The following is a 26818-nucleotide window of genomic DNA, read 5'->3' as shown; positions in this document are numbered from 1 at the left end:
GGCTTTATTTATACATAATCAACGCAGACTGAGCAGGAATGATAACTTCCGATCCGGTTTGGATAGCTAATCCACGAACATCTATCATACCGTCTTTACATACCACTGTGTATTTTCCTACAGGCACCGCTAATCGTGCAGGAATGGTACGAGAGTTAAATGCAACGATAATATCCCCCCAACTGTCTCCATTCGCATGGTCTTTCAGACAAAAAGCGACCAAGTTGCTTCCTTCTACCGGAAGGAACTCAAGATGTTTCCGGACCATCTCCGCCTCTCCCATACGAAAAGCCGGATGAGACTTACGAAGATCAATCAGGTGCTTATAATACATAAAAACATCTCCGTTTGTTGTTTTACGCCTCCAGTCAATGGCATTCACAGCATCGGGACTTTTATAGCTATTATCCACTCCTTGTTTATCACGCATGATTTCTTCTCCTGCATAAATAAAAGGAATACCCTGAGAGGTAAAGACGACTGTTTGGGCCAATTTATCAAGACGGGACAATTGTTCGTGAGTAATTCCGGGCATACTTGCTTTCAGACGGTCTATCAGGCACAATCCGTCATGGCAAGAGACATAACTGATCATTTGTGTAGGTTGTTCCGCCCATGACTTACGACTATAGTTTACCGAATCATAATGTATCTGCGGATGTTTGATTGCTCCTACGATACCAAATTTCAGGCTCATTTCTCCACCCGATATACCCGCAAGAAATGCACCTTTATGTTTCGCACTTACAGGTCCGCATATTCCATCGCGCAGTTCATCCGAAAAAGCTGCAATTCCCGGCATTTGGGACATATTGGCTTTCATTGCCAATGAATCTGCCGGATATTGTGGAGATTGCGCAGCCCATCCTTCACCATACAAGCAAATGGTAGGATCCACCGTATCCACAGCTTCCCGGATCGCATTCATTGTTTCGATATCATGAACTCCCATCAGGTCGAACCGGAAACCATCAATATGATATTCCTTTGCCCAATAAAGTACCGACTCTATCATGAACTTACGCGTCATCGGACGTTCACTTGCCGTCTCGTTTCCACAACCAGATCCGTCAGCCCATGTTCCATCTGCTTTCTGCCGATAGAAATATCCGGGAACAGTACGTTCAAAATTACTGTCTCCCGTATTAAAAGTGTGATTATACACCACATCCATAATCACACGAATACCCGCTTTATGCAAGGCCTGCATCATCTGTTTAAATTCCCGAATACGGGTATCAGGTTTATACGGATCAGTTGAATAAGAACCGTCGGGCACATTGTAATTTTGCGGATCATAGCCCCAGTTATAACGGTTTTCGTCAAGCTTTGTCTCATCTACAGAGGCATAATCAAATGAAGGAAGCAAATGAACATGAGTCACCCCCAACTCAACCAAATGATCGATACCCGTCAGCAATTTATCAGGATTTGTTGTTCCATGTTCTGTCAAAGCAAGGTATTTCCCTTTATTCTGCACCCCGGAAGTGGAATCTACCGAAAAGTCACGATGGTGCATTTCATAAATGATGATATCTGCCGGTGACCTTAAAGGAGGACGCTGATCATTCTCCCAACCTTCCGGATTCGTCGAATCCCAATTAATAATAGCAGCACGTTTACCATTGACACCGACAGCACGTGCGTTTATTCCCGGAGTATCTCCCTGCCATTTATCATTGATCTTAGCATTAAAAGTATAGAACTTACCAAGTAAGTCTTCGTTTACTGTCGCTGTCCAAGTACCATCTTCACCCGGCTGCATCCTAACGGTTTCGTAAGCATGTCCACCTTCACCGGCTTCATAAAGCATTAGACGCACTTCGTCTGCCGTCGGTGACCAAAGCATAAAATTAGTTGCCTCCGGTGTATATTCCATTTCAACCAAGCTACCGGTACGAACCGGATACAATTCAAAAGAAGTATATTCTTTTTTCACGGAAGAACAACTCATCACGGTTGCCACTGTAGTTACTCCAAATATTGCCAAATAATTTGTACTTACTTTCATCTTTCCACATGATTACGACCCTTCGACCTATATACTTTATTTCACCCGATCCGGATTCTTTGATATGAAATCTTTCCAGCCACTATATCCTTTTTCCAACGCCGGACGTCCCATTTGCAGGAAGTGGCAATACGCTGCTGCCAATCCATCCGTTGCGTCCATAAAAGTAGGCATATCATCTTTTGAAAAGTGCAGCATCCGCTGTAACATATCCGCTACCTGCTCTTTTGATGCTTGTCCATTTCCGGTTATAGCCATTTTAATTTTCAAAGGAGCATACTCGGTGATAGGTATATCACGGCTTAATGCTACTGCCATTGCAACCCCCTGTGCACGTCCCAGTTTCAACATCGATTGTACATTCTTGCCAAAGAACGGTGCCTCTATGGCCAATTCATCAGGCAAATAGCTCTCGATAATGCTCAATACCCGTTCGTGAATATGACGAAGCTTCAAATAATGATTGCCAAATTTACGCAAGTCAATAATCCCCATCGCAATCATTTCGGGTTTGGTTCCTTTCACTCGCAAAACTCCGTAGCCCATGATTGTCGTACCGGGATCAATTCCCAGGATTATCTTTTCTATTACCGGTTGAATCACTCTATCACCTCCATCAATGTCGGAAATCCAATTACCTTGTCTTTGAATATTTTCGTCAGTTCTTCGTTTAAGCGCACTCCCTGTTCCAAATGCCAACGATGCAACAAGCCGCTACTTTCGACCTCCCATTGTAAGGAATAAGCACTTCCGTCATCCCGATGACTTAATATCCGGCAGAGACGAGGGGATTTCAATGTTCCATGGTTCTCTATTTCAGGAATGTAGCTTTCCTTCATCCAAATCAGAAAATTATCGTGTACTTCATCGTCCACCTGAAAAGTTGTATTATAAATGAGCATATTTCTTCATTAAAGTATTATTTCCGCAAACATAGCAATTATTTCAGAATATTGCATTATATTTGCGCAAACAAAAATGGTCCGTTTACAAACGTTACCATTAGATATAGAGGGGCGTTAGCTCATCTGGCTAGAGCGCAACACTGGCAGTGTTGAGGTGATGAGTTCGAGTCTCATACGCTCCACTTATAAGGTGCACAGTTTAACTGTGCGCCTTATTTTATGCCTATATGCCTAATAATCCCCTGTTATGGCACACTTTGAAACATCAAACAATGATTCAACAATGGTTTCTTAATAAGAATACAACTACTTAAAAAAGGACGAGAATTAAAAAAGGGATTAAAATATCAATTGAGTAAAATTGAACTTCAGACCGTTAAATTGGGTTGGGGCTTACATATATATAAATTACTTCTTTAGTCTGATTTGAGTGTCAATAAAATACAGCTCCCTGTCAATACCATACAGTACATTGTTGGGAACTGCATCAAACACTTCGTATTGATCATTATGGAACTCATCAAGGTAATCCATTTCAAAACCAAGAGCTTGCATGTAATCAGCTATTTCATTCTCTGTTGCCTCTCGTTCTGCCTTTATGTGTGGTTGTATGAGAACTGCACAGAACTCATGCAGACTATTGTAAGCAAAGCCTACCATTTGATAAGGTACATTGCCAAAAAACTTGTTATGTGCAGTAATACGAATAAAGAAATTCTCCAGATTATCACCTGCATACTCAAAGTTGTTTAATTTATATACAGTAGCCGCACCGTCATAAAACACTTCATTTTCTCCCCCTTTATCTAAATAGATAACAGGAAAGTTGTTGAAGTCAATCCATAAGCAATTTAAATCTGCAAACGAAATTAGCTCTTCAATTTGCCCTCTCTTATAGCTTTCTGTTGGTTTAAGCGTTCCTGCTGCTTTTTTGCTTCTTCTAACGATGCAGGCTGCTTGCTCCAAGAGACTATTGACTGACGAGTGCGTTCTATCCATTGCTTGTGAAATTCATTAATGTATTCCATAATTCATGTAATTATGAGTTTATGCAAATGTAGCTAATCTATTTGAATCTGACAATATGAAAGTGTGTCAGTGTACTACCTTTTAATGAGATTATATTATATACCTCAATTTTAAATGGGTAGTATCTAAAATCATTCCCCCCTCCCTTTGGCTTAAAGAAACATTTTCATTTAAATTTAATACTTCGCTAAATTAAAATCTTTGAAATGTCGAAAGTATGCAGGTACATATCCGAGGTATGTCATGCGGTGAACTGCACATGAATTGCTTTCCCTCTCTCAATGATTTTTTTTTGTACAAATCACCAATCTGCCAAATGCAGTCAATAAAAGTAATTCTAACTATCGCCACAATAATAATCTTACCCATAGTATTAATACCTGATTTTTTAGTGCTCTATTAATACTACTTGTGGTGTGCTTCGCATTCAAACAGAAATATTTTTTAATATTAACTTAATAATCTACAGATTATGCCAACATTGGTACAAAGAAGTACTAGAAACTTTGGAGAATATGCAGAGGGCGCAACGTTAATAGTGGAAGAGCAACCTACCAAAGAGAAACGACCTCTATACCATGTATGCAGGCAATCGTTACCACGACTAAAAACAGGAATCCGTTTTTATCCACTACCAAAATTAAAAAGTAATAAATGAAAAATAGAAAAAATAGCGATATAGTACGTATCACCTTTTCAAGTATTAAACCATACTTATTTTAATACTAAAACAAATACAAAAGTAACAGTAAGTTTGTCTTTACATAAAAAATATGATATTTATTATTCTCAAATAGATAACTTCATTACTCATTTAATAAAAGAATAACCTATGAAGAACAATAAATATCATACCCCAATTTGAAGATTTATTCCAAATCTTCCTTTACTACTTCGTCCATTTCCTTCAAACGTTTTTCACGTTCTTTCTTCGTAAGATGTTTTTTGTCTTTATACACATTATCCGCACGGCTGGAAACTTCTTCACTCCATTCTCCAAACTGATTGGATGCGGGACGTCCGTTCGGCTCGATATTTTCTTCGGCAATCGAGTCGTGTCTATTAATCATATCATCCATAATGTTTTTACTTTTAATGGTTTACCGTATTACTACAATAAAACAAGGAGAAAAGTTCCCTTTTTTAATCATTTTTGGGAGATTTTTTCTGCAAATGCTCCCGATAAGCCTGAGTACGGAACGGGACATAAAGAGTATAATTTGTTTCCACCGCTTTATCTTCAGCCATTGCAGGTATCCAATTCGGCATTCCTTTAACAATGCGCAATACCTCTTCCGCAAATCCGGAATGGGTGGACTTTAAGATATGAGGGCGAAGAACAGTTCCCGTTTTATCAATTGTAAATTCACAAAGTACATAACCCTCTATATTCTTTGCCAATAAACTTTCCGGATAAATCATTTCAGCTTCTACATATTCTTCCGGAGTACAGGAAGAAAGCTTAGGAGTTACTACTACCAACTTACCGGAATTGGACACAAGTTGAGGACCTATTTCATAAATACCAACATATATCGGACGATTATGAGCATTCGGTTGTTCTTTCGTACGTTTCTGTAATTCTTTCAACAAAACATCTGCTTCATTCGCTAATGCATCTTCAGAAATACTCTCACCTATAGATAATAAATAGGCTGATTGACAGACCAACACAAGACGTTCCATCAAAGATCCTTTTTCCGGCGACCACTTCCGACCGCTTAAAATGTTACCTTTATTATCAACCGAAGTAAAATAATAAACAACACCATCCAGCCCTGCAGTAGAGCCATCCAAATCTTGAATCTGACTAGTCACCAATCGAAAAATGGTTCCTAAAGACAAATACAAAGACTGACTGATAAAAACTGATTTCTTTTCCGCTTTTACTGTTCCTTTCTCCGCTTGCCAGTAAGTACGTGACAATGTATTTGAGATCAGGCAATAACGTCCATTTTTCTTTTCAACCGACATAGCATATTCAGGCGAAAAAGAGGGAATTACTGTAAATCGGGCATAAGGTTGTTGCTGAAAGTCTGTGTTTAATAAAGAAAATACATTCCGATAATATTCTCCTAGTTCGCCCGGATAGGTATCTAAAGGTTTTACCGGTTCCAAGTAATCAGTCTGGGCCGGAAGATGAAAAGAAAAAAATAAAAGAAGAAGAGATATAACAATCTTTTTCATATATTGCCGGTTTTTCGGTGTAAGTCGGCAACAAAGATACAAAATATTTCGAAGGTTCATGATAAAATTGTATCTTTGCACGGTTTTTACCAAGAAACAGTATAACAATACATCAAAAATATGATAGCCAAGATTGAACAACTTCTGAAAGAGGTGGAAGCAATGCATGCCTCCAATGCCGAAGAACTTGAGGCTCTCCGCATTAAATATCTCAGTAAGAAGGGTGCCATTAATAATTTAATGGCTGATTTCCGAAACGTAGCTGCCGAACAGAAAAAAGTAGTCGGCATGAAATTGAATGAACTAAAAACTATTGCGCAGGACAAAATCAACGCGCTAAAAGAACAGTTCGAGAATCAGGATAACGGTTGCGACGGAGTAGATTTGACACGTTCAGCATACCCCGTGGAACTCGGTACCCGTCACCCGCTTTCTATTGTAAAAAATGAAATTATCGATATTTTCGCCCGTTTAGGATTCAGTATTGCTGAAGGTCCTGAAATCGAAGATGACTGGCATGTGTTCTCTGCACTGAATTTTGCAGAAGACCACCCGGCACGTGATATGCAGGATACTTTCTTTATTGAATCTCATCCGGATATTCTACTACGCACCCACACTTCGTCTGTACAGACTCGCGTGATGGAAGCTTCTCAGCCCCCTATCCGTATCATCTGTCCGGGACGTGTATATCGTAACGAAGCAATCAGCTATCGTGCACACTGTTTCTTCCACCAGGTAGAAGCCTTGTATGTAGATAAAGAAGTATCATTTACGGATCTGAAACAAGTATTGTTGCTCTTCGCCAAAGAAATGTTCGGGGCAGATACAAAGATTCGTTTGCGTCCGTCTTATTTCCCGTTCACTGAGCCCAGTGCAGAAATGGATATCAGTTGTAACATTTGCGGTGGTAAAGGTTGCCCGTTCTGCAAACATACCGGTTGGGTGGAAATCCTTGGTTGCGGTATGGTAGATCCTAACGTATTGGATGCTAACGGAATCGATAGCAAAATATACAGTGGTTATGCTCTCGGTATGGGTATTGAACGTATCACTAACCTGAAGTATCAGGTAAAAGACCTCCGAATGTTCTCTGAAAATGATACACGCTTCTTAAAAGAATTTGAAGCGGCATATTAAAATTCAAAGCGGTTTATAATCCGCTAACAGAATTTATTCGGGGAAAACCTAACTAATGATAATAACCCAGGACTTTGTCCTGGGTAAATTTATCTCTGAAACGATACGCATCCTAAAGAGTTGCTGAATATATTATTCATTTATGGCAAAAGATAGGCTCATTACATCCAGTTACTGTTTCATCTTGGTAGCCAATTTCTTACTCTACTTTGGATTCTGGTTGCTGATTCCAGTTTTGCCGTTCTATTTGTCTGAGTTTTTTCAAGCGGGTAATTCTACTATTGGCATGGTGCTCTCTTGTTATACGGTAGCAGCACTTTGTATCCGCCCATTTTCCGGTTACCTACTTGACACATTTGCACGTAAACCTCTTTATCTATTTGCATACTTCATCTTTATGCTGATGTTTGCAGGATATCTGATTGCCGGTAGCCTTACCTTATTTATTATAGTCCGAATCATTCATGGTGTTTCTTTCGGAATGGTAACAGTAGGTGGAAATACCGTTGTCATCGATATTATGCCATCTTCACGCAGAGGAGAAGGATTAGGATATTATGGACTTACCAATAATATAGCTATGTCGATCGGGCCGATGTTCGGGCTATTTCTTCATGATGCAGGAGTAACTTTCGGCACAATTTTCTGTTATTCACTTGGTTCCTGTATTTTAGGATTTTTGGCAGCGAATCTGGTAAAGACACCTTATAAGCCTCCTGTAAAACGGGAACCGATTTCCCTAGACCGTTTTATTTTATTAAAAGGATTACCTGCCGGATTTAGCTTATTATTACTTTCCATTCCTTATGGGATGACAACCAATTATGTTGCCATGTATGCCCGCCAAATTGGCCTCAATACTCAAACTGGTTTTTTCTTCACCTTTATGGCAATTGGTATGGCAATTTCACGAATATTTTCAGGAAAAATAGTTGATCGGGGAAAGATTACACAAGTAATTGCAGCAGGACTTTACCTCGTTGTATTCAGTTTTTTTCTACTTGCTTCCTGTGTATATCTGATTCATTGGAATGATAATGTCTGCATGATTATCTTTTTCGGAATCGCCTTATTACTTGGTATCGGATTCGGAATCATGTTTCCGGCTTTCAATACATTATTTGTAAATCTGGCCCCTAACAACCAGCGTGGAACAGCAACTTCCACATACCTTACATCTTGGGATGTAGGAATTGGTATCGGAATGCTGACTGGAGGTTATATTGCCGAAATCAGCACTTTCGACAAGGCATATCTTTTCGGAGCTTGCCTAACTGTAGTATCTGCTATTTACTTCCATTTGAAAGTAACACCTCACTACCATAAAAATAAACTAAGATGAGAAAAACAGAACGTTATGAAAAGGTTATTGCCTGGTTTCAGGAAAATATGCCGGTAGCCGAAACGGAACTACATTACAAAAATCCTTATGAGTTACTGATTGCAGTCATCCTCTCTGCACAATGCACAGATAAACGGGTGAATATGATTACCCCACCACTATACAAAGATTTCCCAACTCCGGAGATACTTGCCGAAACTACACCGGAAGTGGTTTTCGAATATATCCGAAGCGTTTCTTATCCAAACAATAAAGCCAAACATCTAGTTGGCATGGCGAAAATGCTAGTAAAGGACTTCAACAGTGAAGTACCTGATAATCTGGAAGATCTGATAAAATTACCCGGAGTAGGAAGAAAGACGGCAAATGTTATTCAATCGGTTGTATTCAACAAAGCGGCAATGGCAGTAGATACACATGTATTCCGTGTCAGCCATCGGATTGGACTGGTACCCGATAGTTGTACAACTCCGTTCAGTGTTGAAAAAGAATTAATGAAAAATATTCCGGAAAATTTAGTAGCAAAAGCTCATCATTGGCTTATCCTTCACGGTCGTTATGTTTGTCAGGCACGAACTCCTAAATGTGACACCTGCGGTTTACAAATGATGTGCAAATATTTCTGTAACACCTATAAAGTTGCAAAAGAGGCATCAAAAGCCAAGAATAAATAACGATTTAATAGTAAGGAACGGAAATAAATAGTAACTTTGCGGTCAATCAAAAAAATGATGGACTTAAACACTTTTAAAATAAAATAGAGTATTATGCAGACAATTGACAAATTCAATTTTGCCGGTAAAAAGGCATTTGTTCGCGTGGACTTCAATGTACCTCTGGACGAAAACTTCAACATTACAGATGACACTCGTATGCGTGCAGCTCTTCCTACTTTAAAGAAGATCCTGGCAGACGGCGGTAGTATTATCATCGGTTCTCACTTGGGACGTCCGAAAGGCGTTGCCGATAAATTCTCTTTAAAACATATCATCAAACATCTGTCAGAATTACTGGGCGTTGAAGTTCAGTTTGCTAATGACTGCATGGGCGAAGAAGCTGCTGTGAAGGCTGCTGCATTACAACCGGGCGAAGTTCTGCTTCTCGAAAACCTCCGTTTCTATGCTGAGGAAGAAGGCAAGCCAAGAGGTTTGGCAGAAGATGCAACAGACGAAGAAAAAGCTGCTGCTAAAAAAGTTGTAAAAGAAAGTCAGAAAGAATTTACGAAGAAACTGGCTTCCTATGCTGATTGTTATGTAAATGACGCATTCGGTACTGCTCATCGTGCTCATGCCTCTACAGCGTTGATCGCTAAATACTTCGATGCAGATAATAAGATGTTCGGTTACCTGATGGAAAAAGAAGTGAAAGCTGTTGATAAGGTATTGAATGACATCAAACGTCCGTTCACAGCTATCATGGGTGGTTCTAAGGTTTCTTCAAAGATCGAAATTATCGAAAACTTGTTGAACAAGGTAGACAATCTGATCATTGCAGGTGGTATGACTTATACATTTACTAAAGCAATGGGTGGTAAGATTGGTATCTCTATTTGTGAAGATGACAAACTTGACCTCGCTTTGGAACTGGTAAAGAAGGCTAAAGAAAAAGGTGTAAACCTAGTATTGGCTGTAGATGCCAAGATTGCTGACGCTTTCTCTAACGACGCGAATACTCAGTTCTGTCCTGTTAATGAAATTCCTGACGGATGGGAAGGTCTTGATATTGGTCCTAAGACTGAAGAAATCTTCGCTAACGTTATCAAACAATCTAAGACTATTCTTTGGAACGGTCCTACAGGTGTATTCGAATTCGACAATTTTACGCATGGTTCACGCACAGTAGGTGAAGCGATCGTAGAAGCAACTAAGAACGGTGCATTCTCACTTGTAGGTGGTGGCGACTCAGTAGCTTGTGTAAACAAGTTCGGTTTGGCCGACGGTGTATCTTACGTTTCTACTGGTGGCGGGGCATTGCTCGAAGCAATCGAAGGAAAAGTTCTTCCGGGTATTGCTGCTATCAAAGAATAAGTCCAATTAGTGGAAATAGTGTTAAAATCTAAAATATAGATTGTAAAGGGCAGTTCTTTGTGAAAAGAATTGCCCTTCATTATAAATATTAAGGTATGAAAAAGCTGATACTCATGTTCTGTATCTTACTTTCTTTCCTTTATTCTTGCCAGAGAAAAAAAGGAGAAAGTTTCTTTCTGCCTTCATCCGAGCTACAACCGCTCACATTAGGAGTGATGCCAACTTTAGAAGGATTACCTTATTACATCGCTCAAAAACAAGGTATCTACGACTCGTTAGGATTAAAATTAACGATCTTTCCTTTTTATTCTGCCAACGGTCGAGACGCTGCATTTCAGATTCATCAGGTAGACGGTATTATTACTGATTATCCAAGTGCTGTAATATTGCAAGCCAACTATCATACCAATCTAAAACTGATTCAGAAAAACGACAGTTATTTTTGCTTTATCGTCTCTAAAGAAAGTAATATCAACCAATTAAAACAACTCAAAGAGAAAAATATTGGTGTATCGCGAAATACAATTATTGAATATGCAACCGATTTATTATTAGATAAAGCTGGAATAAAATCTTCAGAAATAAACAAGCCGGAAATAGGACAAATTCCTCTACGTTTGCAAATGTTAGACTTTAGTCAGCTAGACGCTTCCTTTCTACCCGATCCTGCCGCCTCTCTTGCGATGGATAATGGACACCGTTCTTTAGTTAGCACCCGGGAATTAGATATTGACTTTACTGTTACCGCTTTTTCCCTAAAAGCCCTGAATGAAAAAAGAAGAGAAATCGAATTACTTATTACAGGTTACAACCTCGGTATAGACTATATTAAAACCCATCCGCAAAAAGAATGGGCACAAGTGTTAGTAGAAATAGGTGTCCCAGAAAATCTGACTGGATTAATTGCACTTCCCGCTTACAAAAAAGCGACACGACCCTCACCGGAAGCAATAGAGAAAGCCGTAAATTGGTTAAAAACGAACCATCGCATACCTAAATCATATGTAGAAAATAATCTAATAGACACAACATATATTCCCTCCGAACTAATCACTATGCAATAAATAACGACTCATGCAAAAGACAATTCTACAGTTCCTAATCATCGTACTAAGTATACTAAGTATGCATAGTACCCTTATCGCTCAGGAAAACAAAACGCTCAATCAGGTCGTCAATACTTTGAAAGAACGAATCAGTCTTGCAGGTTATGCCCAGCTCGGCTACACATATGATGATGCTGTCAAACCAGATAATACATTCGACATTAAGCGTATCATCTTTATGGCTCACGGTAAAATTACCGATCGATGGACTTGTGACTTTATGTACGATTTCTATAATAGCGGCATGTTACTGGAGATATATACAGATTATAAGTTATTTAATGGGCTTACTGCACGTATTGGAGAATTTAAAATTCCTTATACCATTGAGAATGAATTATCTCCTACATCCGTTGAATTAATTTATTGCTATTCACAATCTGTATGTTATCTGGCAGGAGTAAGTGGTAGTGATAAATGCTATGGCATGACCTCCGGACGGGATATGGGCTTGATGCTTCATGGAAAACTTTTTAATGGCTTTTTACAGTATAAAGCAGCTGTAATAAATGGGCAGGGAATGAATACTAAAGATAAAAATAGTCAGAAAGATATTGTTGGCAATCTTATGATTTATCCGCTAAAATGGTTATCAGTCGGAGGTTCGTTTATTCGGGGAACGGGACATGCCATAGCCGACTCAGAATTTACAGGGATCAAATCCGGAGAAAATTATGCAAAGAAACGTTGGAGTATAGGAGGTGTATTCACATCTTCGAAAATCAGTCTCCGTTCTGAATATCTGGCAGGAAAAGACCGCAATGTAAAAAGTGAAGGATTCTATGCAACAGGAAGTCTGCAATTAGTGCGTAACTTTGATTTTATTGCTTCTTTCGATTATTTCAACCCGAACAAAGCGGCTGATTTTAAACAAAATAATTATATTGCAGGGCTACAATATTGGTTTTATCCCAGATGCCGTCTGCAAGCACAATATACTTTCTGCGACAAAAAAGGAAATGGACTTAAAAACTCCAATCTGATACAAACACAAGTACAAGTCAGATTTTAGAAACTTACTTTCATATCCTTTTTGGCATTCTTTTTGTTATAGAATAAACAGTATTTATTCATATACTGAAATAAATAGTTGAACAATGATGAACGAAAAAACAATTAATGAACAATACGCATATATACGTACCCTTCTTGAAGATCAAAGACTCAAAGAAGCATTGATGCAGTTAGAGTCTTTACTCTGGCAATGTCCCGATTGGAATTTACGGACACAGCTGGAACAGCTTCAGACTTCTTACAAATATATGCTAGACTATATGCGCCAAGGCGTCAATGACCCTGAACGTTGGAATGTATATCGTAAACTTCTAGCGGATACGTGGAGTATTGCCGATCAGTCACGCTTGCTGATGTTGGATAATGCTTCTTCAAGATATTATCATGAGGTACGCCGGACTCCCCGTACGGATGGGCTGGCAGCTTATGATCTTAAAAAGCTGTTACATATATTGGAATCATTCAATGACGATCTGGCAGTAAGCGGACTTCTATCCGAGGCAAAAACACTTGAAGTTATGAAACGCCATGAAGATACCCTCAAATCTCTTTTCCTGAAAGGCTGGACAAACAGTTCATGGAATTCACAGGAAGAAGAGGATGCAAAAGCCATGCTTGCTTCGGAACAACTATCGGTAGATGATTTGTGTTTATTTATCAGCGCAATCATGCTTAGTCTGATGGAATGTTTCGATTTACGTAAAATCATGTGGCTCCTGGATGCATACATACATCCGAATATCAATGTGAGACAACGAGCATTGGTGAGTCTTGTTATTATCTTCCATATTCACAGGAATCGTCTTAACCTCTATACTGATTTACTCAAAAGAGTAGATCTCATCGCAGAAGATCCTATTTTCCAAAAAGATGTCGCTCGTATCTACCAGCAAATGTTACTTTGCCAGGAAACAGAGAAGATAGATAAAAAAATGAGAGAAGAGATTATTCCCGAAATGTTGAAAAATGCTTCGTCTATGCGAGATACACGTTTTGGCATTGAAGAAAATGAAGAAGAAAACAATGATAAGAATCCGGATTGGGAAGAAGCCATTGAGAAATCCGGTTTAGGTGACAAGCTGCGTGAAATGAACGAATTGCAGTTGGAAGGTGCCGATGTATATATGAGTACTTTTGCCGGTCTAAAAAGTTATCCGTTTTTCCGGGAAGTACATAATTGGTTTTATCCTTTCACTAAGCAACAATCCGACGTACATAATATGTTGGAATCAAAAACAAACGAAAAAAATAGCTTGTTAGATATACTGCTTCAATCGGGATTTTTTAGCAATAGCGATAAATACTCGCTCTTCTTTACTATCCAACAGTTGCCCAAGTCACAGCAAGACATGATGTTAAGCCAACTTAATGAGCAGCAGGTAGCAGAATTGACAGACAAGTCGAATGCAGATACACTGAAAAAGTTCTTCGAAAGACCGGGAACTGTGAGCAACCAATATTTGCATGATTTATATCGTTTTTTTAAACTCAGTGTACGACGTCATGAGTTCAGGGATATATTTAAAGAAAAACTCGATCTGCACCATATTCCCGCACTCAAAAATGTACTCTATTGGGACGAAATATTATTTCCAATTGCCGATTTCTACATAAAAAAAGAACGTTGGAATGAAGCAATTGAGATTTATGAAGAACTGGAAGCTATTGAAGCTTTAAACGAGAATGCTGCGGAATGCTATCAGAAGCTTGGATTTGCCTTTCAAAAGCAAAGAAAATATGCAGCTGCGATCGATGCTTATCTGAAAGCGGATACATTAAAACCAGATAATATTTGGACCAATCGTCATCTGGCGACCTGCTATCGCCTGAACCGAAATTATCAAACAGCACTGACTTATTATAAAAAGGTAGAAGAAGTAGCTCCGAATGATACTAATGTAACGTTCTATATTGGTAGCTGCCTCACCGAACTTGGATTAAATGAAGAGGCATTAAACTATTTCTTTAAATTGGATTTCATGGAAAATAATAGCATCAGGGCATGGCGTGGTATCGGCTGGTGTTCATTTATTGGATTGAAATATGAACAAGCTATAAAATACTACGAAAAAATTATAGACCATAAGCCATTGGCTATTGACTTCATGAATGCCGGACACGTTGCCTGGGTAATGGGAGACATTCAAAAAGCTGCCATCTTTTACGGAAAAGCAATCACTATAAGTAACAGCAGGGAACAATTTTTGGAAATGTTTCACAAAGACGAAGGACCTCTTCTCAAACAGGGTATTCGAGAAGAAGATATACCTTTAATGTTGGATTTATTATAATTACCGCAAACAACGAAATGCCGTAATAACCAATAATAGCTCAGATCTTTATTTAGTTCTGGGCTATTATTTATCAGCATATATTATCTCTTTAGCTCTCCCAATCTTCAAAACCAATAAGAATCAAAATAAACACTTCAATAAAACTCTAAAGTCCGTATAATCCGAAAACCTCAATCCATTATAACTATATTACAGTTTTTTCAACTCTACATATAATTTCTGTATGGGCAACCCCATAATATTAAAAAAGCTCCCAGAGATAGACTTAACCCCTATATATCCAATCCATTCCTGTACCCCGTATGCTCCCGCCTTATCCATCGGCTGATAACGTTCTACATAATATTCAATTTCTTCGTCTGATAAATCATCAAACTGTACATCAGAAACAACCGTAAAACTTTTCTGCCAATCTATTGTAGTCAAACAGACTCCTGTAAAAACCTGGTGGAACTTTCCCGAAAGAGCACATAACATTTTGATAGCTTCCTCTCGCCCATTCGGTTTTCCAAGGACTTTTCCATTCAACCAGACAATCGTATCTGCTGTAATCAATAATTCTTTGGGCTTCATCAAAGATCGGTAAGCATCAGCCTTTTCTCTCGAGATGTATTCAGGAATTTCCCCTCCAACTAATGTGTCAGGATATGATTCGTCTACATCAGGTAACGTTCTCACCACATACTCAACACCCAAGCCCGACATCAATTCTTTTCGGCGGGGAGAATTAGAGGCCAATATAATATCATATTTCTTCAAGTTATCAAGCATAGCAATCTCAATATTAATAATATAACTATAGATAAAATTTCTATTAACTATAAACTGGTTTTATATTCCATTCTTACCAACCGAAAGCGTCTTGCGCCATCCATTTGCCATGTGCTTTCAGCACTTGCTCTATCACATCACGTCCGCAACCACGACCACCGTCAGCATAAGATATATATTTTGCAACAGCTTTCACCTCCGGCACAGCATCTTTCGGACAACATGGTAATCCGCATTCACGCATCACTTCTATGTCGGGAACATCATCCCCCATGTACAAAATCTCATCATCGGATAAACCGTATTTATCACGGAAAGCACGATAATCATGAATCTTCACAGACGAACCCATATATAAATCTTTCACTCCCAATGCTTCAAAACGAATACGTACTGCTTCTGTCCGCCCACCAGTTATTATAGCAATATGAATTCCCTTCTTCACAGCCAGTTGTAAAGCATAGCCATCTTTTATATTCACTGTACGCATCGGCTCTCCCGAAGGATGCAACGGAACAGTAGTTGAACTCAACACACCGTCTACATCAAAAGCCAATGCTTTGATACGGGATAAATCATAATTAATGGTGCTCATGAATACTTTTACTAATTAATTTATAGATTTCTTGCAACTCCGGAGTATCTTCCAGCATTGTAAGATGATGATTGATCACATTTTCGTCATAACGTACCGCAGGTCCTGTTTGTGCATCATACGGAGTCAATTCGTGAACTTTACGCGCCGTTTCATCAATTAAAGGCAACATGACTTCAAAAGGCAAATGATACTTATCAAGTAATTCAGCAGCCAAAGCAAACATATGATTTGTGAAATTACATGTAAAGACAGCAGCCAAATGTAAACTCTTCCGCTGTTCAGAAGTTACTTCATATACCTTTTCTGAGAGAGTTGCGGCAATGGCTTTCAGTAGCTCTACATCTTCCTTACTATTTGCTTCTACAAAGAAAGGTACCTCTTCAAAATTTACTTCTCGCTGCTTACTGAACGTCTGCATAGGATAAAAAACTCCATACCGCTCTGCATAACCTTCCCAAATACTCATAGGAACACTTCCGGCAGTATGCACCAATAAAGCTTTCCCCTTTCCTTCCGAAATCTGAGGCAGTAACTCCACGAAAGCAGCATCCTTCAACGAGACTATATATAAGCGCGCCTCTTTCGATATTTCCTGCAAATCTGTAGTAAATTCAGCTTCTATCTCTCGTGCCAAGGCACATGCTGACTCTTCCGTACGACTATAAACCTGCACAATACGAAATCCTTTTCGATAAAGTGCTTTTGCCAGATTAGTAGCCAAATTTCCGGCACCGATAAATACTATCGGAGTATCTTCAACACTTCTTTTCATCTTTATTTCTCCATATTATCGTCTTGCAACTAACAATAAAATACCTCCTACCAATAGTAATGCAAGCGGTAACAAATAACCGGATAATGAACCAAGCAATGACATCACTAATCCGATATTCATAACCAGCCAAAGTGCCAACAATACACATCCTACTGACTTATCCCGTTTAAAAATCAAAAAACAAATAGAAGCATACAACAGTAGATTGTCTTTATTCATCACCCAAGGTAACCCGATAGAAGCGAAATGAATTAACTTATCGATCAAAAAAAGCAATCCAATGACTATCAGAGAAACGGCAGTAGCCATATAAGTATCCTTGTGATTATTTGCTTTTGCAGTAGCCATCTTTATTTTCCCCCAAACTTATTGATATGAATTTTTTCCCATTGTAAATGCTCTTCATTGAAAGGTTTCCGCTCCATCCCTTTATAACCGATGGCTATCACAGAAAGAACCTGAAGTTGCAAAGGAATGTCCAATACTCCATGAACAAATTCGTCAGATGGCATTCCAGTTGCAGTGAAACGCTCACGAACCTGTACCCAGCAACTACCCAATCCCAAATCTTCAGCCTGTAGTTGAATCATTATGGAAGCAATAGCAGCATCCTCAATCCAAACATCGCTCGCCAATGGATCCGCTGTCACGACAATCGCCAAAGCCGCATCAGCTATAAAAGCAGAAGCTTGTTCTTTACAATGTGACAATTCTTTCAATATCTCTTTATCATCTACTACAACAAACTGCCAACTATTACTACGCTTGGATGTGGGTGCCATCAATGCTGCCTTCATCAAAGCTACTACCTGATCCTGAGTGAGTTCTTCATCAGTAAACTTACGCATACTGCGGCGGTTCTTTATCAATTCACTGAAATTTTCCATATTATTTTGCGGTTTCATATGATTAATGTATGCAAAGATAGTGTAAACCGATCGTAATAAGAAATAAAAGTTTGTTTTTCATTTTCCATTGTTAAAGTACTACCTACTCTATGAAAAGGCAGAGGATACCTCTATTAAATGAAGAATAAATTGTATCTTTGCATCAAGAAAAGAGAAATCAATCATGAAAAAACGAATTACACAAGACGATTACATTAAAGCAAATCGTAAAGCCAGCCGAGAGGCTGAAATAGAGATGTACGGTCACCCTATCTGTCATAAGAGAGTGCACCAGTCAAAGAAAGTATACAACCGTAAAAAGATAAAGGCAGCTAATGTGAAGCTGCCTTATTTATTTTATCAAAATACCTTTAAAGATCTAATAGGAATTAAATGATTCTCGACAATTCCCCGGTAGTAGAGTCAATGATAAATCCGTGCACTCTTACATCTGAAGGAATCAAAGGATGACGGACTATAAAATCTACCGTCCCACGCACTGACTTTTCTGTATCTTCAAAGCCATCGAGCCAAGAATGAAAATCTACCCCACAAAAACGCATCATACCAATGTAATCGGCATTGATTCCACGAGCTTTCATCTTCTCAATCATTTCCTCACTATGCATATGACAAGCACCACAATCGGAATGAGCAATTACCATAATTTCTTCGACCCCCAGTTCATAGATTGCTACCAACAAACTACGAATGACACTACCAAAGGGATGAGAGATAACACCCCCGGCATTCTTAATCATTTTCACATCTCCATTCTTTATACCCAATGCAGCCGGAAGTAACGCAGTCAGCCGGGTATCCATACAAGAAAGAATCGCTATCTTCTTATCAGGATATTTATTGGTTATATACTCTTTATATCCCTCATTCTCTACAAACTGTTTATTGTAGGCTAACATTTCTTCAATCATAATTTTAATCAGTATTTAAGGGTAAGTAGACATACAAAGATAAAAGAAAAATCTCTTTTTCAGTTATGACATTTTCAACAAAAATATTCCTCTTTTTGTTGAAAGACAAATAAAAAGTGTAAATTTGTACTTATGCCACTTAAATTAACTACATATTATCATGGAAAGGATATTCCCGATTTACCGGGAAAAAACACATTTCATTCAAAAGAGTTGTTTCAAATTTATGAAGCGACTCCAGGGTATATACCTCTCCTAATTGTAGCAACAGAAGACGATAAACCAGTGGCACGCTTATTGGCCGCCATTCGTAAAACCCGAAAGTGGCTTCCCTCCTCACTCACCAAACAATGTGTTGTATATGGATTAGGAGAACTGTTATTTGAGCCTTCGCATCTCAACAAAGAAAAGGAAGAAGAAATCTTTGGAGAGATTCTTGAACATTTGACTCAGGAGGCTTCCCGCACTTGTCTTCTCATCGAATTTAGAAATCTGGAGAATTCGATGTTCGGCTATCGTTTTTTTCGAAGTAACGGATATTTTCCGGTCAATTGGTTACGTGTCCGCAATTCTCTTCACAGCATGAAAAAAGTAGAAGATAGATTTAGCCCGTCCCGCATTCGCCAAGTAAAAAAAGGACTTCATAACGGAGCAATAGTGAAAGAGGCACACACCGTAGAAGAAATAAAGGAATTTTCGCACATGCTGCATAAAATATATTCATCCCGTATACGCCGCTATTTTCCTAATAAAGACTTTTTCAGTCACATGCACAACCTGCTAATCAAAGGAAAGCAAGGAAAAATATTCATTGTCAAATATAAAGAGAAAATCATTGGAGGAGCTGTTTGTATTTACTCTGAAGATAATGCTTATCTCTGGTTTTCGGGAGGGATGCGAAAAACTTATGCGTTACAATACCCAGGTATATTAGCCGTATGGAAAGCATTAGAAGATGCACACGAACGTGGTATCAGCCACATGGAATTTATGGATGTGGGACTACCATTCCGCAAGCATGGTTATCGTGATTTTGTACTCCGTTTCGGGGGTAAACAAAGTAGCACACGTCGTTGGTTTCGCGTTAATTGGGATTGGCTCAATAATTTACTGGTCAAATTCTATGTATAAATGCAATCTCAGGATTGCAAAAGTTCCTTTATCCTCCATTCTTACCACTTTTTATCTTTTATCGTCCAATAATTAAATGCTGAAAAATTTCTTTATTAGGTAAGAAATGTCTTTCTTTGTGCTTGTTTTATGCTTTGCAAAAACAGATTTAAAACCAATTTAAAATAAATTCGTTATGAAGATTTCACACATTGAGCATCTGGGCATTGCCGTAAAAAGCATTGAAGAAGCCCTTCCTTACTACGAAAATGTATTAGGTTTGAAATGTTACAACATCGAAACAGTAGAAGACCAAAAAGTAAGAACAGCTTTCTTAAAAGTAGGTGAAACAAAAATTGAGTTATTGGAGCCAACCTGCCCTGAAAGTACTATTGCTAAATTCATTGAAAATAAAGGAGTGGGTGTGCACCATGTTGCATTCGCAGTAGAAGACGGTGTGGCTGATGCTTTGGCAGAAGCAGAAAGCAAAGAGATCCGTTTGATCGACAAAGCTCCCCGCAAAGGTGCAGAAGGATTGAATATCGCTTTCCTTCACCCGAAATCTACTTTGGGAGTATTGACAGAACTCTGCGAACATTAATCTATAAACTCTAAAAACTACAAGAACTCATGAGTAATCAACTTGACAAAATTAAAGAGCTTATCGAACGCCGTGCCGTAGCGCGCATTGGAGGCGGTGAAAAAGCAATTGCCAAACAACATGAAAAAGGTAAATACACAGCACGCGAACGCATAGCTATGTTGCTTGATGAAGGTAGCTTCGAAGAAATGGACATGTTCGTTGAACATAGATGTACCAACTTCGGCATGGAGAAAAAACATTATCCTGGCGACGGTGTAGTAACCGGTTGCGGTACAATCGAAGGTCGCTTGGTATATATCTTCGCACAAGACTTTACCGTTTCTGCCGGTTCATTGTCAGAAACCATGTCTCTTAAGATCTGTAAGATTATGGATCAGGCAATGAAAATGGGTGCTCCTTGTATCGGCATTAACGATTCGGGTGGTGCACGTATTCAGGAAGGTATCAATGCATTAGCAGGTTACGCAGAAATTTTCCAACGCAATATCCTTGCTTCCGGTGTGATTCCTCAAATCTCAGGTATCTTTGGTCCTTGTGCAGGTGGTGCAGTTTATTCTCCGGCACTGACTGACTTCACATTGATGATGGAAGGAACTTCTTATATGTTCCTTACCGGACCGAAAGTTGTAAAGACTGTAACAGGTGAAGACGTATCTCAGGAAAATTTAGGTGGTGCAAGCGTACACTCTACTAAATCCGGTGTTACTCATTTCACAGCTTCTACCGAAGAAGAAGGTTTGGCTCTAATCCGCAAATTACTAGGTTATATCCCTCAAAACAATTTGGAAGAGCCTCCTTATATAGATTGTACAGATCCAATTGACCGTCTGGAAGATTCACTGAACGAAATCATACCCGACAATCCGAATAAGCCATACGATATGTATGAAATAATCGGTGCAATTGTCGATAATGGTGAGTTCCTTGAAGTTCAGAAAGACTTCGCAAAAAATATCATCATTGGTTTTGCACGTTTCAACGGACAATCTGTTGGTATTGTTGCTAATCAGCCCAAATATCTGGCAGGTGTACTGGACAGCAACGCATCCCGTAAAGGTGCGCGCTTCGTTCGTTTCTGTGATGCATTCAACATTCCAATCGTATCATTAGTAGACGTTCCGGGATTCCTTCCGGGAACAGGACAGGAATATAATGGTGTTATCCTGCACGGGGCAAAATTGTTATATGCTTACGGAGAAGCTACTGTTCCCAAAGTAACAGTCACTCTACGTAAATCATATGGTGGTTCTCACATCGTAATGAGCTGTAAACAACTTCGTGGCGATATGAATTATGCATGGCCGACAGCCGAGATCGCAGTTATGGGTGGTGCCGGTGCTGTAGAAGTACTTTATGCGAGAGAAGCTAAAGATCAAGAAAACCCGGCTCAATTCCTTGCTGAAAAAGAAGCGGAATACACTAAATTATTTGCTAATCCTTATAATGCAGCTAAATATGGCTATATCGATGATGTTATCGAACCGCGTAATACTCGTTTCCGTATCATCCGTGCCTTGCAACAGTTGCAGACTAAGAAATTAGCCAATCCTTCTAAGAAGCATGGTAACATTCCATTGTAAACATTAAAAAGAAAAACGATTATGAATAAAACCAAAATCGGAATATTCCTTTCCTTGTTGATGTTGATTGGTTTGTGCTCTTGCCAAGAACAAAAATCAAACAATAAACTGTTATTGAATGAAGTACTGATTGACAACCAAAGTAACTTTCAGGACGACTACGGATTACACAGTGCATGGATTGAAATATTCAACAGATCATACGGTAGTGCCGATCTGGCCGGCTGGCTGCTCAAAGTAAGCAGTCAGCCTGGGGATACTGTAACATACTTTATCCCTAAAGGAGACGTACTAACCTTGGTAAAACCGCGTCAACATGCTTTATTCTGGGCAGACGGCGAACCTAACCGTGGAACATTCCACACCAACTTCAAGTTAAATACACAGACCGACAACTGGATTGGTTTATTCGATTCAGGTCGTAAGTTGATTGACCAAATTGTAGTTCCTGCAGGAACGCTGTCTGTTAACGAATCGTATGCACGTGTCAGCGATGCTGCTGATAAATGGGAAGTAAAAGGTGGATCTCCTGACAAATATGTGACTCCAAGCACTAACAACAAAACGATCAACAGTAATGCTAAAATGGAAAAATTCGAAGAGCATGATGCTGTCGGTATCGGTATGTCTATTTCTGCTATGAGCGTTGTATTTACAGGTTTAATTCTTCTTTATATCGCTTTCAAAATTGTTGGTAAAATCTCTGTTAATCTGAGCAAACGTAATGCAATGAGGGCTAAAGGCATCGATAAGCATGAAGCGAAAGAATTGACACAAGCTCCGGGCGATGTTTATGCTGCTATTGCTATGGCTCTGCATGAGATGCAGAGTGATGTACACGACGTAGAAGAAACAGTGCTGACCATCACTCGTGTGAAACGTAGCTATTCACCATGGAGTTCAAAGATTTATACACTGCGTGAAACTCCCAACAAAAAGTAAGTCACTCAATAAAAAGATAAAACGATGAAAGAATATAAATATAAAATCAATGGTAACTTATATAAAGTAACGATTGGAGATATTGAAGATAATATCGCTCATGTAGAAGTGAACGGTACTCCTTATAAAGTAGAAATGGAGCAACAACCAGTGAAGCAAACTGTAGTGAAGCCAGTTGTACGTCCAGTATCGACTGCTCCTGCTACTCCTACTACGCAAGTAGTTAAACCTGCTGTAGCTTCCAGCGGTAAATCAGGTGTGAAGTCTCCACTTCCTGGTGTGATCCTCGATATCAAAGTGAATGTAGGTGATACAGTAAAGAAAGGACAGACTATTATTATCCTGGAAGCCATGAAAATGGAAAACAATATCAACGCTGATAAAGACGGTAAAATTACTGCTATCAACGTAAATAAGGGAGATTCAGTTCTTGAAGGTAATGACCTCGTAATTATTGAATGATATGGGAGATTTTATTAACTTTTTAGGAAACAACTTAGCTGACTTCTGGACTTATACGGGATTTGCGAACGCTACCATAGGACATATCGCTATGATTGTGATAGGTTTGTTTTTCATCTATCTGGCGGTTGCTAAGGAGTTTGAACCGATGTTGCTGATTCCTATCGGATTCGGTATATTAATCGGTAATATACCTTTCAACATGGAAGCCGGTTTGAAAGTCGGTATTTATGAAGAAGGTTCTGTGTTGAATATATTATATCAGGGAGTAACATCCGGTTGGTATCCGCCACTCATTTTCTTGGGTATTGGTGCCATGACTGATTTCTCGGCACTGATATCGAACCCGAAATTAATGTTAATCGGTGCTGCTGCACAGTTTGGTATTTTTGGAGCTTACATGATTGCACTAGAAATGGGATTCGATCCGATGCAGGCTGGTGCTATTGGTATCATTGGCGGAGCCGACGGTCCAACGGCAATCTTCCTTTCGTCTAAACTAGCACCTAACTTAATGGGAGCGATTGCAGTATCTGCGTACTCTTATATGGCGTTAGTACCGGTGATACAGCCGCCTATTATGCGTCTGCTCACCACGAAACACGAACGTTTGATCCGTATGAAACCTCCACGTGCTGTTTCTCATACTGAAAAGGTGATTTTCCCGATCATCGGTTTGCTGCTAACTTGCTTCCTAGTACCTTCCGGTTTGCCTTTGCTAGGTATGCTGTTCTTTGGTAACTTATTGAAAGAAAGTGGTGTAACTCGTCGTCTTGCCAATACAGCAAGCGGTCCGTTGATTGATACAATTACAATTCTGTTAGGTCTGACTGTAGGTGCTTCTACACAAGCATCAGAGTTCCTGACTTGGGATTCTATCAAGATTTTCGCTCTAGGTGCATTGTCATTTGTCATTGCTACTGCTTCGGGAGTACTTTTTGTTAAATTCTTCAATTTATTCCTGAAGAAAGGTAACAAGATTAACCCATTGATAGGTAACGCAGGTGTATCTGCTGTTCCCGACTCTGCACGTATTTCTCAAGTAGTAGGTTTAGAATATGATTCTACCAACTATTTGTTAATGCACGCTATGGGTCCGAACGTAGCAGGAGTAATCGGATCAGCAGTTGCTGCCGGTATCTTGCTTGGATTCTTGATGTAAACAAATCATCCATCATTATAAAAAAGCCTCTCTCGGAAATCGGAAGAGGCTTTTTTATTACACCTCAACATATTCGCATCTTTTCCTTATAATATTCTATCACGTTAATTTATATAAGGCTTCCTACGAAGATTTCGTAAGGACAATTATTTTAGTAACTTGCATTTTCATAAACAACAAACTAAGATCATCACTTATGAAACAAGTTCTTCTTCTTTTATTCCTCTGTTCTACTACAACCCTATTAAAGGCTCAGCGCATAGGCCGAATTCAGGAAGCAATGGCTAACTATGATTATGAGACCGCACTTTATCTCATTGAGCAAAAAGAACAGACTGTCCCACTACTCTTACAAAAGGGAAAAGCTTTACAAGGGCTAAGATTAAATAAAGAAGCCCTCACTGCCTACCAAGAGGTGATATCCAGAGATACGATCAACACACGCGATTTATCGAAGCTGCAGATTGTTGCCGGAAACTAGCGCAAAACAATCAGGCACTAAAATACTATGAACGAACAGTTGCTTTAGCTCCTAAAAACAAATATGCACGTATTCAACACATTACTTTACTTTTATCTTTAGAGAAATATCAAGAGGCATTAAAAGAAAGCAGTTTAATGATCGAAACAGATAGTTCCGCCAGTATCTTACACTTACAGGCCAAGAATAAGAAAGATAATCAAAGCAAACAAAAGATAGAAGATTTTTTCCGGAACGGACAGCCTGCATCTACCGGAAAGAAACAAGAAAAGGCTACAACCTTCAACAGATTGCAGCCTTTCTTTATGATAAGATTCGCTAATAATTACTTAGCCAATTTATTGTCTGAACCTAACACATTGATAATTTTGTGTTTGTACAGTTTTTCCATATTGTCACGAGCCGGACCAAGATACTTACGTGGGTCGAATTCAGCTGGTTTTTCAGCAAATGTCTGACGGATAGCAGCAGTCATAGCCAGACGTGAGTCTGAATCGATATTGATTTTACAAACTGCAGAAGTAGCAGCTTTACGCAACCATTCTTCAGGAATACCGATAGCAGCTTTCAGGTTACCACCGAATTTATTAATTGTTGCAACTTCTTCCTGAGGTACAGAAGAAGAACCATGCAGAACGATAGGGAATCCCGGAAGTTTTTCCATAACAGCATCCAAAACTTCAAATGCCAATGGAGGAGGAACCATAACACCTGTAGCAGGATCGATATGACATTGTTCCGGAGTAAATTTGTAAGCACCATGAGAAGTACCGATAGAGATAGCCAATGAGTCGCAACCTGTACGAGTAGCGAAATCAATTACTTCTTCCGGGTCAGTATATGTGTGATGTTCTGCAGAAACTTCGTCTTCTACACCAGCCAATACACCAAGTTCACCTTCTACAGTTACATCAAACTGATGTGCGTATTCTACAACCTTCTTAGTCAAAGCTACATTTTCTTCGTAAGGAAGATGAGAACCGTCGATCATTACTGAAGAAAAACCTGAGTCGATACAAGACTTACAAGTTTCGAAAGTATCTCCGTGGTCAAGGTGAAGGACGATTTCAGGATGAGCACAACCTAATTCTTTTGCGTATTCTACAGCACCCTGAGCCATGTAACGCAACAAAGTAGCATTAGCATATTGACGAGCACCTTTAGATACCTGAAGAATCACCGGAGACTTAGTTTCAACAGCAGCCTTAATGATAGCCTGCATCTGTTCCATATTGTTGAAGTTGAAAGCCGGAATTGCATATCCGCCTTTGATAGCTTTAGCAAACATTTCTCTTGTGTTTACCAAGCCTAAGTCTTTGTAATTTACCATTTTGTTTAAAATTTATTGTTAGTGAATAAAAATTCTACGCAAAAGTAAGCATTATCCTGTTAATAACGAACGCTGGAAAAGAAAATATAGTCGAAAAAGGTTTAATTCACTCCACTAAATCCTTGCAAA

At 39.1% G+C, this 26818-nt stretch carries 27 protein-coding genes, 1 tRNA gene and 2 pseudogenes; 17 read left to right on the top strand and 13 right to left on the bottom strand.

Annotation, left to right across the window (positions count from 1 at the left end):
* Positions 1 to 4 precede the first annotated feature (4 nt).
* The 3 genes from pulA to CZ225_RS07035 are packed head-to-tail and all read right to left on the bottom strand — an operon-like array spanning position 5 to position 2913.
* Positions 5 to 2011 (bottom strand): type I pullulanase, encoded by a 2007-nt coding sequence (pulA, locus tag CZ225_RS07045; RefSeq protein ID WP_077153530.1) that lies wholly within the window; start codon positions 2009 to 2011, stop codon positions 5 to 7.
* A 36-nt stretch (positions 2012 to 2047) separates the two neighbouring features.
* Positions 2048 to 2614, bottom strand: coding sequence for a crossover junction endodeoxyribonuclease RuvC (gene ruvC, locus CZ225_RS07040; protein ID WP_077153529.1), 567 nt, complete (start codon positions 2612 to 2614; stop codon positions 2048 to 2050).
* Positions 2611 to 2913, bottom strand: a complete 303-nt coding sequence (locus tag CZ225_RS07035; protein WP_077153528.1) for a DUF4286 family protein — start codon at positions 2911 to 2913, stop codon at positions 2611 to 2613. The genes ruvC and CZ225_RS07035 overlap by 4 nt, the downstream gene beginning before the upstream one ends.
* Before the next feature lie 111 nt (positions 2914 to 3024).
* Between CZ225_RS07035 and CZ225_RS07030 the strand changes: the two genes are divergently transcribed.
* Positions 3025 to 3098, top strand: a tRNA-Ala gene (locus CZ225_RS07030).
* Between the two features lie 226 nt (positions 3099 to 3324).
* On the opposite strand, the gene CZ225_RS07025 is transcribed toward CZ225_RS07030, so the two are convergent.
* Positions 3325 to 3915, bottom strand: a complete 591-nt coding sequence (locus CZ225_RS07025; RefSeq protein WP_077153527.1) for a putative polyvalent protein kinase domain-containing protein — start codon at positions 3913 to 3915, stop codon at positions 3325 to 3327.
* 502 nt (positions 3916 to 4417) lie between these two features.
* On the opposite strand from CZ225_RS07025, the pseudogene CZ225_RS24965 reads away from it, so the two are divergent.
* A pseudogene (locus tag CZ225_RS24965) lies at positions 4418 to 4522 on the top strand (DUF3871 family protein); the annotation flags it as partial.
* 292 nt (positions 4523 to 4814) lie between these two features.
* Here the strand turns inward: CZ225_RS24965 and CZ225_RS07020 are convergent.
* A complete protein-coding gene (locus CZ225_RS07020) occupies positions 4815 to 5024 on the bottom strand; it encodes a hypothetical protein (RefSeq protein ID WP_025074860.1) in 210 nt (69 codons plus the stop codon).
* Between the two features lie 64 nt (positions 5025 to 5088).
* Entirely contained in the window at positions 5089 to 6132 is a 1044-nt protein-coding gene (locus tag CZ225_RS07015; RefSeq protein ID WP_077153526.1) for an energy transducer TonB, read from the bottom strand.
* A gap of 120 nt (positions 6133 to 6252) precedes the next feature.
* On the opposite strand from CZ225_RS07015, the gene pheS reads away from it, so the two are divergent.
* The 7 genes from pheS to CZ225_RS06980 all read left to right on the top strand — a co-directional run bounded on the left by pheS (position 6253) and on the right by CZ225_RS06980 (position 15052).
* Positions 6253 to 7272, top strand: a complete 1020-nt coding sequence (gene pheS / locus CZ225_RS07010) for a phenylalanine--tRNA ligase subunit alpha (protein ID WP_073349804.1) — start codon at positions 6253 to 6255, stop codon at positions 7270 to 7272.
* Between the two features lie 142 nt (positions 7273 to 7414).
* A complete protein-coding gene (locus CZ225_RS07005) occupies positions 7415 to 8614 on the top strand; it encodes an MFS transporter (RefSeq protein WP_077153525.1) in 1200 nt (399 codons plus the stop codon).
* Positions 8611 to 9288, top strand: coding sequence for an endonuclease III (nth, locus tag CZ225_RS07000; RefSeq protein ID WP_077153524.1), 678 nt, complete (start codon positions 8611 to 8613; stop codon positions 9286 to 9288). Before CZ225_RS07005 ends, nth begins: the two co-directional genes overlap by 4 nt.
* A 93-nt stretch (positions 9289 to 9381) precedes the next feature.
* Positions 9382 to 10641 (top strand): phosphoglycerate kinase, encoded by a 1260-nt coding sequence (locus CZ225_RS06995; protein WP_077153523.1) that lies wholly within the window; start codon positions 9382 to 9384, stop codon positions 10639 to 10641.
* A gap of 95 nt (positions 10642 to 10736) precedes the next feature.
* Positions 10737 to 11705: an ABC transporter substrate-binding protein gene (locus CZ225_RS06990; RefSeq protein WP_077153522.1), complete on the top strand. Its 969-nt coding sequence runs from the start codon at positions 10737 to 10739 to the stop codon at positions 11703 to 11705.
* Positions 11706 to 11715: 10 nt separating this feature from the next.
* The gene (locus CZ225_RS06985) at positions 11716 to 12759 is read left to right on the top strand and encodes a porin (protein WP_077153521.1); all 1044 of its coding nucleotides are present in this window, start codon (positions 11716 to 11718) and stop codon (positions 12757 to 12759) included.
* 85 nt (positions 12760 to 12844) lie between these two features.
* Positions 12845 to 15052, top strand: coding sequence for a tetratricopeptide repeat protein (locus CZ225_RS06980; protein ID WP_083714602.1), 2208 nt, complete (start codon positions 12845 to 12847; stop codon positions 15050 to 15052).
* Between the two features lie 192 nt (positions 15053 to 15244).
* On the opposite strand, the gene CZ225_RS06975 is transcribed toward CZ225_RS06980, so the two are convergent.
* The 5 genes from CZ225_RS06975 to CZ225_RS06955 form a co-directional block, all read right to left on the bottom strand.
* Positions 15245 to 15826: a Maf-like protein gene (locus tag CZ225_RS06975; protein ID WP_077153519.1), complete on the bottom strand. Its 582-nt coding sequence runs from the start codon at positions 15824 to 15826 to the stop codon at positions 15245 to 15247.
* Positions 15827 to 15899: 73 nt separating this feature from the next.
* Positions 15900 to 16421: a KdsC family phosphatase gene (locus CZ225_RS06970; RefSeq protein WP_077153518.1), complete on the bottom strand. Its 522-nt coding sequence runs from the start codon at positions 16419 to 16421 to the stop codon at positions 15900 to 15902.
* On the bottom strand, positions 16408 to 17196 hold the full coding sequence (locus CZ225_RS06965; RefSeq protein WP_077153517.1) for a Rossmann-like and DUF2520 domain-containing protein: 789 nt from the start codon (positions 17194 to 17196) through the stop codon (positions 16408 to 16410). Before CZ225_RS06965 ends, CZ225_RS06970 begins: the two co-directional genes overlap by 14 nt.
* 15 nt (positions 17197 to 17211) lie before the next feature.
* On the bottom strand, positions 17212 to 17547 hold the full coding sequence (locus CZ225_RS06960; RefSeq protein WP_077153516.1) for a hypothetical protein: 336 nt from the start codon (positions 17545 to 17547) through the stop codon (positions 17212 to 17214).
* Positions 17548 to 17549: 2 nt separating this feature from the next.
* Entirely contained in the window at positions 17550 to 18086 is a 537-nt protein-coding gene (locus tag CZ225_RS06955) for a nitroreductase family protein (protein ID WP_077153515.1), read from the bottom strand.
* 184 nt (positions 18087 to 18270) lie between these two features.
* On the opposite strand from CZ225_RS06955, the gene CZ225_RS06950 reads away from it, so the two are divergent.
* The gene (locus CZ225_RS06950) at positions 18271 to 18483 is read left to right on the top strand and encodes a hypothetical protein (RefSeq protein ID WP_077153514.1); all 213 of its coding nucleotides are present in this window, start codon (positions 18271 to 18273) and stop codon (positions 18481 to 18483) included.
* Here CZ225_RS06950 and CZ225_RS06945 read toward each other — a convergent pair.
* The gene (locus tag CZ225_RS06945) at positions 18476 to 19018 is read right to left on the bottom strand and encodes a beta-class carbonic anhydrase (protein WP_077153513.1); all 543 of its coding nucleotides are present in this window, start codon (positions 19016 to 19018) and stop codon (positions 18476 to 18478) included. The genes CZ225_RS06950 and CZ225_RS06945 overlap by 8 nt on opposite strands.
* A gap of 132 nt (positions 19019 to 19150) precedes the next feature.
* Between CZ225_RS06945 and CZ225_RS06940 the strand changes: the two genes are divergently transcribed.
* From CZ225_RS06940 to CZ225_RS24260, 7 genes and pseudogenes are all read left to right on the top strand, one after another.
* Positions 19151 to 20149 (top strand): GNAT family N-acetyltransferase, encoded by a 999-nt coding sequence (locus CZ225_RS06940; RefSeq protein WP_077153512.1) that lies wholly within the window; start codon positions 19151 to 19153, stop codon positions 20147 to 20149.
* Between the two features lie 175 nt (positions 20150 to 20324).
* Positions 20325 to 20729 (top strand): methylmalonyl-CoA epimerase, encoded by a 405-nt coding sequence (gene mce, locus CZ225_RS06935; protein ID WP_077153511.1) that lies wholly within the window; start codon positions 20325 to 20327, stop codon positions 20727 to 20729.
* A 29-nt stretch (positions 20730 to 20758) separates the two neighbouring features.
* Entirely contained in the window at positions 20759 to 22312 is a 1554-nt protein-coding gene (locus tag CZ225_RS06930; RefSeq protein ID WP_077153510.1) for an acyl-CoA carboxylase subunit beta, read from the top strand.
* Between the two features lie 21 nt (positions 22313 to 22333).
* The gene (locus tag CZ225_RS06925) at positions 22334 to 23254 is read left to right on the top strand and encodes an OadG family transporter subunit (RefSeq protein WP_077153509.1); all 921 of its coding nucleotides are present in this window, start codon (positions 22334 to 22336) and stop codon (positions 23252 to 23254) included.
* A gap of 24 nt (positions 23255 to 23278) precedes the next feature.
* A complete protein-coding gene (locus tag CZ225_RS06920) occupies positions 23279 to 23716 on the top strand; it encodes an acetyl-CoA carboxylase biotin carboxyl carrier protein (protein WP_025074846.1) in 438 nt (145 codons plus the stop codon).
* A gap of 1 nt (position 23717) precedes the next feature.
* Positions 23718 to 24878 (top strand): sodium ion-translocating decarboxylase subunit beta, encoded by a 1161-nt coding sequence (locus CZ225_RS06915; RefSeq protein ID WP_077153508.1) that lies wholly within the window; start codon positions 23718 to 23720, stop codon positions 24876 to 24878.
* 196 nt (positions 24879 to 25074) lie between these two features.
* A pseudogene (locus tag CZ225_RS24260) lies at positions 25075 to 25547 on the top strand (hypothetical protein); the annotation flags it as partial.
* A 137-nt stretch (positions 25548 to 25684) separates the two neighbouring features.
* Here the strand turns inward: CZ225_RS24260 and CZ225_RS06905 are convergent.
* Positions 25685 to 26689 carry a class II fructose-bisphosphate aldolase gene (locus CZ225_RS06905; protein WP_077153506.1) on the bottom strand — a complete coding sequence of 335 codons (1005 nt, stop codon included), beginning with the start codon at positions 26687 to 26689 and terminating at the stop codon, positions 25685 to 25687.
* Positions 26690 to 26818: the final 129 nt, after the last annotated feature.

It is taken from the genome of Bacteroides bouchesdurhonensis, from assembly GCF_900155865.1.
In the GTDB taxonomy this organism is placed as follows: Bacteria; Bacteroidota; Bacteroidia; order Bacteroidales; family Bacteroidaceae; genus Bacteroides; species Bacteroides bouchesdurhonensis.
Note: the sequence above shows the minus strand (reverse complement) of the source record. Positions and strands in the feature narration are given on the sequence as shown.